A 16,782-nucleotide genomic window follows, 5' to 3' on the forward strand; every position below is an offset into this window, starting at 1 on the left:
AAGATGAGCTTTATAACAACTTGGGAAACAACTATTAATAACGAATCAATTACGATTCCTACTACAGGTAGTGGTTATAATTATAATGTAGATTGGGGAGATGGCAATATAGAAACAGGGTTCACAGGAGATGCTACTCATGTTTACTCTAATCTAGGCGAACACACGATAACAATTACAGGAACTTTTCCAAGAATTCATTTTGCAGGTACAGGAGATAAAAATAAAATTATTTCAATTGACCAATGGGGAAATAACCAATGGCAATCGATGTCTAATGCATTTTTTGGGTGTGAAAATCTTATAATAAACGCTACAGATGCCCCAGATTTATCAGGTGTTACCTCCTTGTTTGGAATGTTTCGAGAAGCTAAATCAATTAATCAAGATATTAGTTTTTGGGATGTTAGTGGAATTGTCGATATGTCATTTATGTTTTATTTGGCAACTAATTTTAATCAAGATATTAGTGCTTGGGTAGTTAGTAATGTTATAAGTATGCCCTTTATGTTCGCTTCTACTCTATTTAATCAGAATATAGGAAATTGGAATGTAAGTAAGGTCACAAATATGCGAGCTATGTTTGCAGAAGCAACTGAGTTCAATCAAGATATTGGTTCTTGGAATGTAAGTAATGTAACTAATATGTCAGTTATGTTTAGCTATGCTTCTAGTTTCAATCAAGACATTAGCTCATGGGTTTTAAGTAGCCTTATTAATGCTTCTGGAATGTTTCAAAATGCTAGTTCTTTTAACCAAGATATAGGTTCGTGGGATGTGAGTAACGTAGCGAATATGAATTCTATGTTTTCTGGAGCATCTTCATTTGACCAAAATCTAAGTTCTTGGGATGTGAGTAATGTAGAAGATATGGGATTTTTAGGTAGTATATCTCCACCAATACCACCTGGAACTAGTATTTTCTCAGGAGTTAAATTATCCACGAAAAATTATGACGCACTTTTACTTGGTTGGAGTAAACTTAATTTAAAGCCAAACATTCATTTTGCTGTAGATAGTTCATATTGTAATGGCGAAGAAGCAAGATCTATTATAGAGAACTTTGGCTGGATAATACAAGATAATGGATTGAATTGTCAAAATAATGTTGATTTATCTGCCAGTACTATAACCGCAAGTCAGGTAAGTATTATTTTAGAAAATACAGATACTTCATTAATAACGGTGCAATTAAAGAATAATTTAGGAGATAATCTTACCACAGGTGGAGAAACAGTAGTTATTGAAACGTCTTTGGGTACTATTAGCAGTACAATAGATAATGGAGACGGAACTTATACAGCTTCGTTAAATTCTATAAGTTCTGGTATTGCTAATTTAACATTTAAGATAAATAACGAAGATGCTTTAGATACTGAAATAGTAATATTTAGTAAAGGTACAGATGCTTTTATAACTACTTGGGAAACAATAAATAATAATGAGTCAATTACAATTCCAACTACTGGTAATGGATATACTTATACTGTAGATTGGGGAGATGGAACTTTACAGACAGTTTATCACTCAAATGCAACCCACACTTATGTTCTTGCAGGAGTATATACAGTAAAAATTATAGGTGTATTTCCACAAATTTATTTTAATTTTCAGGGAGATCATTTAAAAATAATGTCTATCGAACAATGGGGTAATATCCAGTGGAGATCTATGAATAGAGCATTTAAAGGGTGTCGAAATTTAGTTGGTAATACAATTGATACGCCAAATTTATCTAAATTGACTGATATGTCTCAAATGTTTAGCCGCGCATCAGCATTCAATCAAGATATAGGTTCTTGGGATGTGAGTAATGTAACGAATATGGATGCTATGTTTTCCGGAGCATCAGCGTTCAATCAAGATATAGGTTCTTGGGACGTGAGTAATGTAACGAATATGGATTCTATGTTTTTACTGGCATTATCATTTGACCAAAATCTAGGTTCTTGGGATGTGAGTAATGTAGAAAATATGGGGTTTTTGGGTAGTAGAACATTACCACCTAGAACTAGTATTTTCACAGGAGTTAAATTATCCACGAAAAATTATGACGCACTTTTACTTGGTTGGAGTAAACTTAATTTAAAGCCAGACATTCATTTTGCTGTAGATAGTTCATATTGTAATGGTGAAGAAGCAAGAGCAATTATAAAGAACTTTGGCTGGATAATACAAGATAATGGATTGAACTGTAAAAGTATAGTTGATTTATCGATCACAGAAAACACCTTATTACAAACACCTAATTTCTATCTGCAGTCTGTAGGATCTATGGGTGTTGAAAGTACTAAGGGAATTCATTTAAGATGGGCTTTTGGTGGTGTTTTAGGAGAAAAACACTTGCCTAAAAGAGACTATGCTTCCAATACAAATAACTTTAACAAACCAAATGATGTTGTAACAATTTTTAGAACGCCTTATCAAAAAATTCAATTCATTTTAGATTTATCTAAGAACCCATCTGTTGTAGATGATGTCAATAGATTCTGGATATATCAGTTTGATAACAATCGTAATTTTTATATATATTTTAGGAATACAGTAAAGTACGATCAAGTAAGAAATACGATTAACCCTTCTATAAATCCAGCTGAATTTATCCAGAATTATGGAGCTGAACTTATTGAAATAGAAAATAAGAAAGAACTATTTTTTGCCTCTGAGTTAAAAGCAATAAATACTACTTCCAATAGTTCATTGCAGCTAGAAAGTTTATCTGTCTCAGATTCTAAAAGACCTTCATTTAAAGTTGTTTCTTCAAGAAAAACATTTTCTTCTTCAGAATTAAATGCTATTAGAGTTGTTAATGAAAATATTAGAAGTATTCGATTTAAACCCACAGATTGCCAAATATTAGAAATTCAGTTTGAATTTTATAATGATTTTATTACTTCTGTAAATAATGTTGATAAATGGTCTTTTATGGGAGATTTTGCACTAACAATCGATAATGATATTGCTTTTTCACAATTGGAACCAACTCCAAGCTCAGTAAATGGTCACTGGCAACGTTTTAATGATGGTGCATATGTAAAAGTAGAAAATTACAAAAAAAAATGGGAGCGTCCCATGGTAGGTGATGAATCATCAAATAGAAATATCAAACAAATTGTTGAAAAATATATAGAATTAAGTGATAAATTAACAAACCCAACAGCAAAAGAATCAGTACCTTTTGATGAAGATGGTAATCTTATTGAGATTTCAAATTTAGATCAGTTGAGTTTTGCTGCTTACGATTACCACATCGCTAGAATGTTAGGTTTAGGGTTCTTAGATATTGATACTACTGTTTTTGAAGGTAAATATATTTATTTATCTGCATATTTTTCTTCTGGTGATTTGGAAGATGGATTAGGAGACAGAGAAGTAAAACATTTGGCAATGAGTTTGCCAACAACAATAGAAGATGAACGTTTACCATTACCTGTAGATTTAAAAGAAATTACACCAGGGGCATTTCTAGGAAATGAAGGTGAAAAGTCAAGTATAACTGATAAAGATGGTTATACCAATAATGGGGAATCTAGATATGTTACATTATATGCTAAAAATCAACCATCAGATTTAATTGAAACACCATTTTATTTAAATGATTATGAGTTTTCATTATCTAATTCTACAGAACCTATATATTCAGGGATTGAATATGAACTGAAAAATGAAAAAAGAATAGAAGGCGAAGCGTTTAATTGGCAAAAACCAGAACTTCCTAATGACCCTCTATATACTAATTTAGTAGCTTCAGGAGAAGAGCATTATGAAACTAGAGTATTGGAAGTGCCAGAATCAGGAAAACCTCTTTATGTACATAGGCAAAAGAGTGGTGGTTTTCACTATTATAGTTCTTATGGAATCAACTGGTTTTCTAGAGCAACGAATAGTGGCACAATTCAAGAAATAGAAACAAGGTTACAACCTAAAAACTCATTAATTCCTCCTTCCAATATTAATGCATTATTAATCAGACCTGAAAGTCCACTTTTTTTAACATCAGAAGATGAACAAACAAGGCTCTCTAACATTACCGATAATGATAAAACTTTAGTAAGGTTAATTTTTGATTACAATACTAGTCATGAGCTTATCACTAGGAACGTACCTTTAGATTCAGATGTAACAAATGATCAAATTTTAGATAGTATTAATACAAACAATTCAAATATATTATACCCTGATAGTGAAGAAGTATTAGCTGAAGAAATTGATATTTTCTTTAGAGACCAAGTACCAAATAATATTAAAGGAAAAGTAGTTTCTGTTGTTGATAATAATAGTAATGAGCTTTTATCTGACTTACAGGTAGAGAATTATTTTTTGGCTAGTATTGGTCAAACAATAAAACCAACAATAACTCCTGGAACAGAAGATAATTATATTGGCGGAACTTTTATTCTAGGTGATCAGCAACATATAATTCACAGTATAGCTCAGGGAGCAGAAGGTCCTATTTTTTCAGTATATAAAAAACAAATTAGTGATGCTCTTATCAACGATATTCCAACAGTAGATTCAAATAATTTACAACCAATCAAAAATACAGGAGATGGTTACTTTATGGCAGTAGAAAATATGCAAAATCAATCTAGTTGGGGAGTACCTAATCCATTACCACTAAAAATTGATGTTACAGCTTTAAGTGAATTGGACACTGATGGAAACATAAAACTTCATAGAGAAATATTACAAACTATAGATGATAATGGCGAAACTGTAAGAGAGGTCGAAAAATCTCGAGGAATTTGGTCTAGCCTTAATGATGGACATACCACTATTGAAGAGGTTAATGAACCCTTTGAGCCTATCTATGATAATGACGGGAAAATTACCGGTTACAATGAAAGACACCAAGGAACTTATAAAATAACATTTCATGGTATCCAACTTAATGAACACCCGCAATTTAGTGAAAATGGGGCTTCAGTAGAATGGTTTAGAGGTATTGCTAGAATATTTACAGAGGCTAGTGTTCAAAATGGAATCGCCAAAAAAACACGTAAAATTTTACCTGTAGTTAAAATTGAGAATATTATTAGAACAATGGATATTGCTCCTTTTAATGATTTAGTTGTATATGTGAATGATCCTACATTTCCTAAATATGATGAAAATACAGGTTCATTAGATGATACAGGTTATGATTATATTAAAACAGGAACCAATGTATCTGTAAACTTTTATCCAAGTTATAAAGCCTATTTGTATGCAGATAGTGTTTATGGACTTACAGAAGATTTAATCCCTAATCTAGGGGATGGTGCAACAGCATATTCTATTTTTGGTTTAAGATCTCAAGAAAGAAACAGAAATTCTGGTATAGACAGATATGTTTCTAAAATAAGTGTACCAAGTTTAATGTTTGCGCAAGAGACAATAGAGGCTTTAGAGCCTGAGAAACCAGAAGGTTCAGATTATGCTACTAGACCCGATTTCTTTGGAAGATCTACCTATACAATTACTACAGAATATAAACATAAACCCAATAGTATTTTATTTTATAGAACTAATGATGAAGCATTATTAAATGCTCTCTATGAAGAAGCAACTATACTAGAGGTTAAAGAAAAATTAAAAGAGTTAGAAGCTAATAATAAAAACAACTATGCAGAAGCTTGGAGAGGTTTTTTAAATTTTGGAGAAATAGAAACTGATGGTGACTATAAAGAATACTTGCATAATAATGAAGAGGGGGATAAATTTAAATTTCCATATCCAGATAAATTGAGTTTCTTTTCATCAGCAAATGAAATTCTTGATGCATTAAATAAAAATATTGTTGATACGCCAAACCCATTATTTCCATTATTTAATGTAGATATAAATGACCCTGATACAGATGTTGGAACTATTCCAGCAGGAGATGATAGAATTTTTAACTTTTTAAAAGGTGCTATTTATAATTCTTTTGTTCCACTTACAGAAGTACCAATTATTTATAAATATATTAAAGGGTCTGGAAATTCTGAAGATTACAAGCCAATTAACAAGAAACAAGTAATTCGAGATAAAAATGGTTATCTATTATCCCCTGATGTAGAAGGCAATGGTTTTGATATGGCACCCATGATGAAAATAGTTGGTACTAACCCTCATAAAACGCAGTTTGTAGATTTTAATTTAGATGGAACATCTAACAACATTTATTTTTATGGTGTTCGAGAAATAAGTTCACAAATGAAAATGGGAGAGTATAGTCCATTCTTAGGTCCTGTAAAACTAATAAATACGAACCCTCCTGAAGCACCAGAAATAAAGCGAATAATCCCTGTGTTAGAAAATCCTATTTTACGAATCAAGCCTTCTATACAGCTTGAAGTAAATGCATATCCTGATATTCAAAATATTAGAAGAATTACTATTTATCGTGCTACAAATAAGTTAGACGCTCAATCGGTTAGAACGATGCAATTGGTAAAAGTTATTAATTTACAAGATGAAGATATTATAAGTGAATCTATTTGGAAGGTTTATGATTCTTTCGAAGATTTGATAGAAATTCCTTATGGAAATGGAATTTTCTATCGTATTACAGTATCTAGAAAAGTTGAATATATAGATAAAAATGGAGCTACAACTATTGAGTATCAACCATCACAAGCTTCAAAGATAGTTGCTTCTATGATGGTAGAAGTAACAAACCCTTCTACTCCAATAGTAGATTTTACCTCTGATTATATTTCCTCGGATGGAACAATTCTATTCAATATCATCTTACAATGGCAAAAAACTTGTTATAAAGGAAAATACCATGTTTATAAAATGAATGGTCAAGGTAATTGGATTAAAATTCATGTATTAGAGAGTAATGAAAGTACTATGGAGCTATCTCTTTTAGATACAGATTTAGGTTCAGAGGATTTAACCATTAAAAATGAAGAAAATAACCCCGTGTACCATCATTTTAAAGTTACGGCTGAAAATACATCAGGTATGTTAAGTACAGAAGAAAGAATACTAACGATTCCTAATACAAATAATTTACCTAAAGAAGGAATAGGAAGCATGATTATAGAGAGTACAAATATTGTTAGATAAAATTTAAAAAAAAAGATTATGGCAGAACAAGATAGAAATACCTTAAAAGATTTTTTTAAGAAAGGTAAAAAGCCTACAGAACAAAACTATGCAGATTTCATAGATAGTTTTGTTAATAAAAACGATGATAATTTCGTGGAGACTATTCCAGCTTTACCAGATGCAACAACTACCAAAAAAGGTATCGTTGAACAGGCTACACTTGCAGAAGTTGAAGCAGGATTAGACAACACAAGATTTATAACCCCTAAAGGTGCTAAAAGAGCCGTGGAAACTTTTACTTCAGAATCCATTAAAAAAAATACAAAATTATTTAATATTAACGATTTAAAAACTACGGATGTTTATGAGATATTGCCCGCTCAAGGAGCAAATAAAATAATATCAGTTCATAAAACAATATTTGACATAAATATAACAGTTCCTTATAACAATAACGCTACAAATTATCTTCTAGAATTAGATGTGAATTCTGAATATTTTGTTGGAAATAGTAATTTCATGGATATTAATATTGAAAATAGAAAAGTATCTATATCAGTAGCATCCGGTGGTAATTTTTCTACAAGTATATTGGATAAGCCTCTAAATCTTAAACCTAAAATTAATGAGAGTGGAGGAACATTAATTGTAAAAGTAGTTGTGTTTTATTCGGTAATTGATTTAAGTTAAAGTGCACCATCACTTTAGGAAAATGATAATTCGTTTAGGAATTTGTTTTCTAGTTAAACAATAACTTAAAAGAATAAACAGGTAAGTATATTTAAAGAAAAACATTTTTCGAACAGGAGATTTTATTGTTAAAATCCAATTTGGTGAACGAATAAATAGTTTTGACGGAGATAATTGAAAAGCAATAAAAGACTATAAAATAGTTCCAATGAAAATACGTTAATTAATACAAAAATTATAAAAAAGATGATAGTAGATAAAACAACCTTAAAAACTTATTTCGAAACAGGAGATTTTCCTAATGAAGAGCAATTTGTAGATCTTATTGATAGCTTAGAGAGTGTTAGAAATAACCTCGAATACACTTATGCCGATTTGAAAGACTTAATAGAATCTAACAGTTTAGACTTAAAGCAAAATTATATTTTAAATGATTATGTTCATAAATATTATATAGAAAACACAAATTCTAGTGGTAAGATTAGAAAAAGAACTACGGGGTCTATAATTTCTGGTTATGGAACTTTTAACACTTTAGTAGAAGATCTTTTAATGGGAATGGAAGTTACTATTACAAAACTACCAGAAAACTATTCTGGAGATTTGCAAATTGGAGACAAAGATACCGTCAGTGAAGTATTTGCAAATTATTATTTTAAATTTAGTAGTGGAAAAATTCATTTAGTAGAAGGTTTAGAAATTGAATACTTTATACGTCGTTATAATAACATTGAAGAAAATATCGTAATTAATGATGCGAATGGAAAACCTATCTTAAAACCAAACGGTATTATCAATACAGAAGTTCATGATGGTACTCCTTATATGGATATGACCGATATAGAAAATCAAGCTCCAACTCCAGAAAAAATACTCTTAACACCTCTTTCATCTAACAGCTTTGAGACTGTGGCACTAAGTTTAACTTATAAAGGTGATATAGTTCATTTCGATTTTGACGATAATAAGGTAGAGAATGATAATAAAATAGTTATTGGAGAAAGAAAAGGTTTTATAAAAAGAAGAATTAATAAAGATTTAAATATTGATGTTAATTGTAATTGGAGAGAACAAAAATTTAGAAGGTGGCTACTTTCCGATAGCAGTATCGACCAATTTATTAATGTTAATGAAGATGCAACAGACGTAAATGTAATGACTGCATTTGATGGGAAATATTTATTTACATCAGAACAAAGAACAAAAGCCAATGCTAATTATTTTTATATTATTCCTGCTCCAGAGTATCTCTTAAATAATTTAAATACAAATGGAAAAGTTAAAGAATTTGAAGCTCTTGCAAAAACCAATTTAAGAGCCAAAGATTTTTCAGTTTTTCAATTAGATAATAATAAAGAACCTGTTAAGGTAGCAAAGTGTATTATTGAATTTTTAGCTAACAGTGTTTTTCAAATGAATCCAGATTCATTTAACGTGAACCTTAACATCGAAAACCTAAAATTCATAAATAACTCTACATTTACTTGTTATGCTAATTTAATAGGAGCTACAGGTACTACTATAGAAAAGGTAATAACATTAGATGCTTTACATTTTGATAATTTTACTGCGAACTTTTTAAAAAACATAAATTTTCTTGGCTATTCATCCGGTTTTGTTTCAAGTTCATCTTTTGAAAATATAATATTTGGCACTAATAAAGACGGAGATATTATTGGCCCTGGGCCACATGAAAGTGTTTCATGGATAATATTAAATATGTTAAATTGTAAATTTCTAAATACTTCTTATGGATCTTTTACGACAGTAATTAAAATGTTAAATATTGTTTCTATAAATTCTTGTTTATACTTTTATTCAAATAAATTTGGACTTTACCAAGATTCTATTATTGTTAATTCAATATTTAACAATGCAACTTTAAGACTCTTACATAATAATATTAATGTAACGATTTCTGGACTAATAATTCCAAAAAAAGAAACTCCAGAAGGATGGATTTATTCTATCCCAAAAGTTCTAAATTCTATCAATATAAAAAGAATTTCTTCTACAGGTGAGTTATATTATGAAGAAGAAGCTTCAGAGGCTGATAATTTTACAAAAAAGATTTTTGTGTGGAATCAAGAGACTAATAATTGGGAACTTACTAACTTTAAAAATGATATTGATTTAGAAAATTATGTTACTTTAAATGGTACTCAAACCATTTCAGGAGAAAAAATATTTAACAATAATCTTGGTGTAGGAGAGCAATCTAAATTGAAATTTTATGCCCCAGATACATCTGGAGCACCTGGAGCTGGATTTGACCTAAATTTAGAGAGTGAAGTATTTGGAATTGAGAACCAAGGTTTATTTATCGATTCAGATTTAAAAACAGGAGGGAATTTAAATTTATCAAATAACAACATAACTAATGTAAAAGATATCACTGCTGAATCTTTTAAAAAATCGAATGGGTTATCAACTCAGTTTTTAAAAGCTGATGGTTCTGTAGATCAAAACACCTATGATAATTACCAATCTTTTAATTTAAAAACAGACGGGGTTCAAAGAACTACTATTCGATCAGAAGGAGATTTAGACTTTACCAGTCCAGATGGTTTATTATCTATTGGGTATGGAGCTGGAGGAGTGGTTCAATTAAGTTTAAATGAATTATCGTATAATGATTTAATAGATAAACCAACTAATACAGGAGGTGAACCTAATGTACAATCAGATTGGAATGCTACTAGTGGAGATGCTTTAATATTAAACAAACCTACAATACCTACTAATAATAATGAACTTACTAATGGTGCTGGTTATATAACTTCACCTGATGGTGGGAATGCTGCTACTTTAGATGGAATTGACAGTTCTCAATTTTTAAGAAATGATCAAAATGGAACACTAAATGGTGAGTTAAATATAACTAATGGTTTAGAAGTTAATTCGAATTCTCAGTCAGGTTTAAAAATATATCAGGGAACAGGAGCAGAATCTACATCTTTTTGGTTTGCTCCTAAAAATGATGCCAATAACGGTTGGGATACTGGCAAGCGTTTTGGCTTTTATGAAACAGATAGAAGGTGGTGTGTAGAAGGAGATTATATTGTTATAGGTGATGTTGTTGCTAATAATTTTCAACTGTCTTCAGATAAAAATTTAAAAGAAAATGTAGCACCTTTAACTAACAAAGATATCATCAATGTAGATTGGAAATCTTTTAACATGAAAAAAGATGAAACCAAATCAAAGAGATATGGTGTTATTGCGCAAGAATTAGAAAAAACAAATCCTGAATTAGTTAAAACGGATTCTAAAGGAGAAAAATCTGTTCTATACATAGACTTACTTATTGCTAAAATAGCTGAATTAGAAAGTAGAATTAAAGAACTAGAAGCTAAATAATTATGGGAGTACCAAATACAGATAACTTTTCCTTTCATGATGTAAAAAATGAAATTGAAAATAATGGAGGAGCAACTACCAATAGTTTAGTTGAAGCTTTTGCTAATGCAAATGCTACAGGTTTCGATAGTAGTTATGAAGGTTCTAAAGATAGTTTATTAAATTTCAGGAATTATAATCATGTAATGTTAGGTAAATTAGTATTAGGTTCTATAAATGACCCAAATTTATCTACATCATTCCGTTCAGTAAATAATCGATTTACTATAAATAATAGTTCTGTTAATGGAAATGTAGAACTTAGATTTACATTTATTAGCGATAATAGTGATGTTTCAAATAATATAGTACCGTTATTTGAAGGTAATTCTATGATCTTAAATACTCCTATAGTAAGAAACTACGTAATAAATCCTAATCCTAATGGTATAGATTTAATTATAACTGATTTAACATACCAATACAATAGTAATGGTGGTAGTGGTAGTGTAGAAATACTAATGGAGATACTATCAGTGACTGGTAATACTATGCCTACCACTACTTCAGTAATTATAAGAGAGTTTTATACGGATTAAAGATTTTCTTGTTTTTTTTCTTTGAAGAGGAAGTAATTTTTACTGTGAAATACAGAGAAAACAAAATTCTGAATCATGGGTTACTAACAATCCAAATTTACGTTATTGGTCTGATACTTTAGAAGCAACGACGCTAGATCAAGTCTTTGACTACCCAGTGACTATCGATTACTGCGAATATAGTATTCTAACAAGACTTGATAATCGAATTGGAAGTGTGAAATATAGTAAATAGAATAATGTATTAAACATAGATTTAACCCTAGATTAACCCTATTATTAAATGTTAAAAAATCAACTTATTTCACTATTAATTTTTGGACTTAAAAACAATAATTATGTTAGTACTTTTAGATAACGGACACGGATCATTAATCAACGGAGAATACCAAACACAAGGCAAAAGAAAAGATTGGCAAGAAAAGGGTATAATTTACGAAGGAGAATTTAATAGAGCCATCGTTAACGGTATTATAGAGCAACTTACTTTTTATAAGATTCCTTTTGTAAATATTGCTCCAGAATATTGGGATGTTCGATTAGAGACACGTGTAAAAAGAGCCAATAGATTCTATACACGTAAATGTTTTTACTTGAGTGTGCATAGCAATGCAGGAGGTGGACATGGCAGTGAAATTTTCACCTCTCCTGGCAATACCAAAAGTGATAAAATTGCCACAATTTTTGGGGAAGAATTTAAAGAAGAATTTCCAAATAGGAGATTACGAACCGATTTTTCAGATGGAGATTTAGATAAAGAAAGACGGTTTTATGTGCTTACTAAGACAAAAATGCCAGCTATCTTAACAGAAAATTTCTTTATGGATAATTTTGAAGAATTTAGAGATATTCTAAACACTAAAGAAGGCAGACAGAAAATAGTAGATTATCATGTAAAAGCCATAATAAGAGCTAAAGTTGAAATATTTAATGAAATAACACCAATAAATTTTAATTTTTAAACTCGATTCTATGAAACATATTAAAAACATAATTTCAATTATATTTCTAACTAGCATTTTGTTCTCTTGTAGCAGTCTAAAAACTGCTCTATACGACCATTATTCTTACCAAAAGACAGTAGAAATAAAAGTTGAAACATCAAGCTTAATAGATAAGGCTACTACTCCTTATAATGAACATTTAAAAGAAATAGGGGAATTAGGTATGGATATTCAAAAAATAATAGAGTACGAGAAAAACAAACCGAATAATGAAATTACGTATGCTATGTGGAAAGTATTGGCTGATAAGGATAAAAACCTACTAGTTGGTTTTTTTAAGAGATGGAAGGAAAAAGGAGAGTTAAAACCTTTTTTCGTAAAGGAAGCTAAATCTCAAATTATGGAAGCAATAGATTTGCTTTTAAAATATGAAGGTAAAAAAGATAAGGAAGCAAAAAAGAAACTATTAGAGCTTATAACCGAATAAATTATGGATTTTGAATTAATATTGAAAGAAATAAAGTCTAATTTAATTTCACTTTTTGGCGAAAAATGGCATAATTTAAAAGAAGAATCTAAAAAAGATATTGATCAATTTTTAGAATCTAGTAAATTTAAGTTAGAGCGTTGGACAGAACTTTTAGCTAATGGTGATTTAGATTTAGAAGAATATGAATGGCTTATTAAAAGTCAAAAAGATCTTATGGTTATGCAGACCTTACACAGTTCTGGAGTTAATAAAATAAGTTTAGGTCATTTTAAAAATAAGATGATAAAAACAATGATTAATGTTGTAAAAACGATAATATTTTAAAATGATTAATAAAATTAAAGATAAAGACGTTGTTAATTGTATCGAACAATGTGCAGTAGAAAATAAATATTGGATAAATAAACAAGAAGTAGCAGAAAAATTAAAAAGTTCAGTGGATGAAATAGAATCTATTGTACTAAAATCTAATAATATAATTTTAAATGGTGATGGAGAAATAACAACTAGAGAACTATACAAAAAACAAACTCCGTTTTTTAATAAACTTTTAGATACATTTAAAAATAAAATAGAATAATGGAACTTTTAACTAAAATATTTTCTGAAGGGGTTATACTCTCTGCTCTTGGCGGTTTAGCATATCCTCTACTTACGTTGCTTGAGAGAATACAGCAAGAAAACGCAAAGAAAATAAATTTAAAAGACCTCTCGTTTTATGTTTCTATAGGTATATATGTATTTTTAGCCAGTGTTGTTGGATATATATATTTTAATGGTAAAGTAGATTTCGGAGTAAATGACAGACTTTTAGCCGTTCATGTAGGAATAACCTCTCCTCTACTTATCCGTTCGTTAGCTTCCGCATTTCCAAAGCAAAAATTATTAAACAATTAGTATGAAAGAGGAAAAAGATACAACTATTTTCAATTGTCATGCCCATATCTTTACGATAGATCATGTACCAAATGAGTTTGGTCGTACTTTTGTACCTCGTTTTCTATCCAAAATTCTTACTATCAAATTAGTCAAATGGTATTATAATAATTTTACTAGTAGAGGTAATTATAAATATAAAAAATTCAGGCATTCTTTAAAAAAAATAAAATATGGGATATTGCAATTTTGTAAATGGACTTTTATTCTCTATTGGTTAATTTTAGGTGTTAGTTTTATTTTAAAATGGGTATTTAAAATTATAACGTCATTTTTAAAGGTCGATTATTTCTTTAGCAAAGAACTAAGAGATATCACGAAAAGGTTTTTGACATTGGGACGCTATTCTCTTAACTATAAATCTCAAGCGAGAATTTATGACTTATTAGAAAAAACATATGAAAGAAATACTAAAATAGTAGTACTTTCTATGGATATGGATTATATGGAAGCTGGCAAACCCGAGATTAAATATTTAGACCAATTAGAGGAGTTAAAAATCGTAAAAAAAAATAATATAGATTTATTGCCTTTTATTTTTTTAGACCCAAGAAGAGTTAAAGAAACAAAATCGTTAGAAGGGAAAAAAAATTATGCTACTTTTTTAAAATCTGAACTTCAAAAAGGTAATTTTAATGGAATTAAGCTGTACCCTGCATTAGGTTATTATCCGTTTGACAAAGAACTTGTAAACAGTTATTTATTTGCACAAGAAAATAACATTCCTATTATGACTCATTGCATTGAAGGAACTGTTTTTTACAGAGGAAAAAAGAAACCAGAGTGGAACTATCATCCAATATTAACCTATAATAAAAAAGGCACAGATAACCCAGAACCAATTCCTTTACCACAAAGTGGTAACTATCAATGGACCACTAATTTTACACATCCAATGAATTATCATTGTTTATTAGATAAAGAACTTTTATCAAACTATTTAGGTTATGAATGCGATTTAAGTAAATTAAAAATTTGCTTAGCCCATTTTGGAGGTAGTAAAGAATGGAAAAAATATGAAACTGATGGTTGGAATAATTATAATAAAAACATTAGCCACGCAAGCGAAGTAGATTATCTTAAAATTAAAAATACTTTAAACCATAAAAGTAAGCGAACAATTTGGTGGAATGCAAGTTGGTTGTCTATAATATATGATTTAATGATAAAGTATGAAAACGTTTATGCAGACGTTAGCTTCATACTTTTTAATGAAAAACTATTTCCAATGCTGAAGTTTATTTTAAACGACCCAAAAGTTTCTGATAAAATATTATATGGCACCGATTATTACGTTGTTACCCAAAAAAAGACTGAAAAATCATTACATCAAAATTTAAGATCTTATATAGGAGAAGAGTTATTTTTTAAAATTGCCAATAAAAATCCGAAACAATTCTTGACTACCAATTTTAAAGATTATTAAATGTCTAGTCCTAAAATAAATTGACATAAAATCGACTTATTCTTGAGTTTGACAGTTTGAGGGCTAAAAAAGGCATTTTTAAAAACAGAATCCTTGATTTTACTGGATTTGTTGTCTTAATTTAAAAAAATAGGCGTAGTGCGAAACTATTTTTTTCTTCCACTTTAACGACCTAAATTTGTTGCATGGCATTCCTCATACCATTTAAACTTTGAATTCAAGATAATATTTATTATCTTTCGAGGTAAAATTTATTATCTTTCAATATGCCAAAGAAAATTACCTTATCCATTAAAGAAGAATCTGTTGAATTGCGAAAACTATATGAGTCTACCACTACAGAATTACGAAGAGATCGTTTAAAAATGTTATACTACATAAAGTCCGGGAAATACATCTATCGTAATGCGATCGCAAAGAAGCTTGGCAGACGTCCAACCACCATAGGCAATTGGATTAAAGACTATGAAACAGGAGGCCTTTCAAATTTATTAGAAATACATAGCGGAGGTAATAATACCGTTCATATTTCAGATAGAGCAAAAGCCTATATCTCCAAGACATTATCTAATAGCGATACCACCATAACTTCCTATATAGAGTTACAAGCTCGTATAGCCGAAGATTTATCAGAGATGATAAATTATGGTGCACTTTATGCACATTGTAGGCGAAAACATAAGTCTAAGCTAAAAGTATCAAGAAAGTCACACTATAAAAAAGACCCGAAAGCCGAAATGGTTTTTAAAAAACCTAGAAAACACTTTTAAATTATTTAGAACAAAACTAAATAAAAATAACTTTGAATCGGTCAATTTATTTTTTCAAGATGAATCTCGTTTTGGATTAATCACCAAACAAAAAAGAGTCATTACAGCTAAAGGCGTTAAACCTATAGCAAAGTACAAACATAGTTATCAGAGTAAATGGCTATGGGGAAGTTTTTCACCCATTACCGGTGAGAGTTTCTGCATGCTAACAGATACTGTGTGTAAAGACTTTTTTATTGAGTATTTAACAGACTTAAGTGCCTGTAATCCTTTGGAACTAAAAATTGTAATTATTGACAATGCAGCTTTCCACTCTACTAAAGATGTAAAATTGCCTGATAATATTATTTTATTACCTATCCCTGCATATTGCCCTGAACTAAATCCAGCTGAAAAAGTTTGGCAATACCTTAAAAGTAAAATTGCAATGAAAATTTATGACACTTTAGATATACTAGAATCCAAAATAGAGCACCTAGTTTATCAAATGGATAATAAGACCATTAAGTCTATAACCGGATATGAATTTTATCTAAAATCTTTTTATAACGTTTTTAATGTTTAAATG

General features: G+C 29.7%; 12 protein-coding genes. All 12 read left to right on the plus strand.

Annotation, left to right across the window (positions count from 1 at the left end; all coding sequences use genetic code 11):
* The first annotated feature begins 3 nt into the window (after window positions 1-3).
* The 12 genes from JL193_RS07185 (at window position 4) to JL193_RS07240 (ending at window position 16,779) form a co-directional block, all read left to right on the plus strand.
* Complete coding sequence (locus JL193_RS07185) at window positions 4-7,038, plus strand: BspA family leucine-rich repeat surface protein (protein ID WP_207973136.1); 7,035 nt, start codon at window positions 4-6, stop codon at window positions 7,036-7,038.
* Between the two features lie 18 nt (window positions 7,039-7,056).
* Window positions 7,057-7,710: a hypothetical protein gene (locus tag JL193_RS07190; RefSeq protein WP_207973137.1), complete on the plus strand. Its 654-nt coding sequence runs from the start codon at window positions 7,057-7,059 to the stop codon at window positions 7,708-7,710.
* 246 nt (window positions 7,711-7,956) lie between these two features.
* Window positions 7,957-11,070, plus strand: a complete 3,114-nt coding sequence (locus tag JL193_RS07195) for a tail fiber domain-containing protein (protein ID WP_207973138.1) — start codon at window positions 7,957-7,959, stop codon at window positions 11,068-11,070.
* Window positions 11,071-11,072: 2 nt separating this feature from the next.
* Window positions 11,073-11,648, plus strand: coding sequence for a hypothetical protein (locus JL193_RS07200; RefSeq protein WP_207973139.1), 576 nt, complete (start codon window positions 11,073-11,075; stop codon window positions 11,646-11,648).
* A gap of 338 nt (window positions 11,649-11,986) precedes the next feature.
* Window positions 11,987-12,610: an N-acetylmuramoyl-L-alanine amidase gene (locus JL193_RS07205; protein ID WP_207973140.1), complete on the plus strand. Its 624-nt coding sequence runs from the start codon at window positions 11,987-11,989 to the stop codon at window positions 12,608-12,610.
* A gap of 10 nt (window positions 12,611-12,620) precedes the next feature.
* Entirely contained in the window at window positions 12,621-13,079 is a 459-nt protein-coding gene (locus JL193_RS07210; protein ID WP_207973141.1) for a hypothetical protein, read from the plus strand.
* Window positions 13,080-13,082: 3 nt separating this feature from the next.
* On the plus strand, window positions 13,083-13,406 hold the full coding sequence (locus tag JL193_RS07215; RefSeq protein WP_207973142.1) for a hypothetical protein: 324 nt from the start codon (window positions 13,083-13,085) through the stop codon (window positions 13,404-13,406).
* Window position 13,407: 1 nt separating this feature from the next.
* Window positions 13,408-13,662 (plus strand): hypothetical protein, encoded by a 255-nt coding sequence (locus tag JL193_RS07220; RefSeq protein ID WP_207973143.1) that lies wholly within the window; start codon window positions 13,408-13,410, stop codon window positions 13,660-13,662.
* Entirely contained in the window at window positions 13,662-13,979 is a 318-nt protein-coding gene (locus JL193_RS07225) for a hypothetical protein (protein WP_207973144.1), read from the plus strand. The genes JL193_RS07220 and JL193_RS07225 overlap by 1 nt, the downstream gene beginning before the upstream one ends.
* Before the next feature lies 1 nt (window position 13,980).
* The gene (locus JL193_RS07230; RefSeq protein ID WP_207973145.1) at window positions 13,981-15,444 is read left to right on the plus strand and encodes an amidohydrolase family protein; all 1,464 of its coding nucleotides are present in this window, start codon (window positions 13,981-13,983) and stop codon (window positions 15,442-15,444) included.
* 266 nt (window positions 15,445-15,710) lie between these two features.
* On the plus strand, window positions 15,711-16,214 hold the full coding sequence (locus JL193_RS07235) for a helix-turn-helix domain-containing protein (RefSeq protein WP_207970603.1): 504 nt from the start codon (window positions 15,711-15,713) through the stop codon (window positions 16,212-16,214).
* Window positions 16,159-16,779 carry an IS630 family transposase gene (locus JL193_RS07240; protein ID WP_207973381.1) on the plus strand — a complete coding sequence of 207 codons (621 nt, stop codon included), beginning with the start codon at window positions 16,159-16,161 and terminating at the stop codon, window positions 16,777-16,779. Before JL193_RS07235 ends, JL193_RS07240 begins: the two co-directional genes overlap by 56 nt.
* Window positions 16,780-16,782: the final 3 nt, after the last annotated feature.

Source organism: Polaribacter batillariae (assembly GCF_017498485.1).
GTDB classification, from domain to species: Bacteria; Bacteroidota; Bacteroidia; order Flavobacteriales; family Flavobacteriaceae; genus Polaribacter; species Polaribacter batillariae.